The sequence below is a fragment of the Phyllobacterium sp. genome (assembly GCF_037994425.1).
GTDB lineage: Bacteria > Pseudomonadota > Alphaproteobacteria > Rhizobiales > Rhizobiaceae > Phyllobacterium.
This window is the reverse complement of the sequence record NZ_JBBNAM010000284.1, coordinates 1-2,349: the sequence shown is the minus strand read 5'-3', so window position 1 is coordinate 2,349 and position 2,349 is coordinate 1. Positions and strand designations below refer to the sequence as shown.

2 protein-coding genes are annotated in these 2,349 nt (G+C 69.2%); one reads left to right on the top strand and one right to left on the bottom strand.

Annotation, left to right across the window (positions count from 1 at the left end):
* Positions 1–295 precede the first annotated feature (295 nt).
* Positions 296–1,678: an IS1380 family transposase gene (locus AAAB35_RS19515; protein WP_186002979.1), complete on the top strand. Its 1,383-nt coding sequence runs from the start codon at positions 296–298 to the stop codon at positions 1,676–1,678.
* 219 nt (positions 1,679–1,897) lie between these two features.
* On the opposite strand, the gene secB is transcribed toward AAAB35_RS19515, so the two are convergent.
* A partial coding sequence (secB, locus tag AAAB35_RS19510; RefSeq protein ID WP_340669934.1) for a protein-export chaperone SecB occupies positions 1,898–2,349 on the bottom strand: 452 nt, incomplete at its 5' end.

Here is a 2,349-nt window from a genome sequence, read left to right as displayed (position 1 = left end):
CCGCGCCGGCCGCTGCAGCCGCAGCCGCGCCAGCCGGTCGTCGCGAAACCATCGGATCGGGGTGTCAGTCATCGGGGGCCTCGGCAAACACAACTTTGTCATGCCCGGGCTCGACCCGGGCATTCAGACGATGTCGAGACCCTCTGGATTGCCGGGTCAAGCCCGGGGATGACACCATAATTCCCGGGTAGATTGCGACGGTTGCCGCGCGGCGGCCAGTGGCGGGGCGATTCCGGCTCTTGTTATCTTTCACCCATCGGGTGTGGAAAAGAGGGCTGCGATGGCAGGGCCACGATTGCCGTTCGAGATCGATGACGCGATCGACGATAGCCTGGTCACGGCGCATGCGGGGGTGCCGCTGCTGATCGAGGCGTTCCGGGTCAGCGGTGCGGCGGCGGAACTCGACCGCGTGGTGGCGATCAAGCAGCGGGCGCGTGGCCTGACCGCGTCGCAGATGGCAGAGAGCCTGTTTGCCCTGTGGGTGGTCGGGGGCGAACGTTGCGAGGATCTCGCCATGCTGCGCGAGGATCGGGCACTGGAAGCGCTGCTCGGGCACGGCTTTCCCGCGCCGCAGACGGCCCGCGACTTTCTCGACGCCTTCGATCAGCCGGCCCTGCCGTTGTGGCAGGGCGAGCGCTCCCAGATCCCCGGCGAGGGCGAGCGACTGCAGGGGCTGGCACAGGTGAACCAGCGGCTCATCGCCTTTCTGCAGGAGCGGCGGCCGCAGACGGTGGCCACCATCGACCTCGACGCGACGATCCTGGAGAGCCGCAAGCGCCAGGCTGAACGGACCTGGGACGGGCGCACCGGCTATCACCCGATGATCGCGGTCTGGGCCGAGCAGGACATCATCCTGGTCGACGAGTTCCGCGCTGGCAATGTGCCGGCCCACGGCGATCATCTGCGCGTGCTCCAGCGAGCGGCCGCGGTGGCGCAAGCGGCCGGCGCCAAACGGCTGCTGGTCCGCTCCGATAGCGCCGCCTATGAGCAGGACACGCTGCGCTGGCTGGACGACAAGAAGCACGGCTACGCCATCAGCGCTGACATGAGCCAGGGGCTGACCGCCGCCATCGCCGCCTTGCCGGCCACCGCCTGGCAAGACGCCGGCGACGAAGCCGACGCGGTACGGCATTGGGCCGAAGTGGCTTACGTCCCCACCGATCGACGCGCCAACCGCGACAGCCCGCCGCCGCCGCGCTACCTGGTGCTGCGCATCACCAAGAAGCAAGGCGTCCTGTTCGCCGACGGCAGCTCCACGCGCCACTACGCCGTCGTCACCAATCTGCCCGACCCTGCCGACGGCTGTGGCCTCGATCTCATCCGCTGGCAGCGCGGCAAGGCCGGCACGGTCGAGCACGCCCATCACGTCCTGACCAACGAACTCGCCGCCGAGGCCTTGCCAGCCGCCAACTTCGCCGCCAACGCTGCCTGGTTCCGCCTCAACGTGCTGCTCTACAACCTGCTCTCCGCCTTCAAGCGCACTGCCCTGCCCGAAGACCTGCACAACGCCCGGCCCAAGCGCCTGCGCTTTGTCCTGCTCGACGGCATCGGCAAGGTCGTCCGCCACGCCCGCGAGACCCTGCTCCGCTTCTCCCAGGCACCGCGCCGGCAACTCGCCGACCGGGCTCGCCTCGCCCTCGCCGTCGGGCCGCCCGCACTCGCCCCCTGCGCCGCCTGACCACCAGCCCTCGCCACTCCGGCCCTCAGCACCGCCGCCCAGCGGCATGCCCGCCGACACCCGCCTGACGTGCAGATCTCCAAAACTGGACTCGCTCGACGAGCATCTAGCGCCAAAGATCCCCCGGCTTCCACCACCGCTCCCCAACTCTGCCCCTTCCCGACCGCACTTCCAGCCTTAGTCGGGGATTTGGATGACAGACAGAGAGGGCGGAAACCCTCAGTTCACGCTCGGCTGGCCCTCGGCCTCGGAGCGGGCGCGCAGGGCGGCCAGCTGGCGGCGGAACAGCTCGGTGAAGTCGATTGGCTGGATCAAGAGCGGCGGGAAGCCGCCGTTGCGGGTCGCCTCGGCGATCACCGACCGGGCGAACGGGAACAGCAGGCGCGGCGCCTCGATCAGCAGCAGCGGCGCCGTCTGCTCCTTGGTCACATTGGCCAGGGCGACCACGCCGCCATAGCTCAGCTCGCACAGGAAGGTGGCGGCGTCGCCGGTCTTGGCCTCGGCCTTGATGTGCAGCACCACCTCGAAGGCGTTCTCGGCCAGTTGCTGGGTGCGGACGTCGACATTGACCGTGACCTGCGGCGGCGTCGCCTGCTGGGTCAGGCTGCGCGGCGCGTTCGGGTTCTCGAAGGACAGGTCCTTGACGTATTGCGCCGAGATCTGCAGCGAGG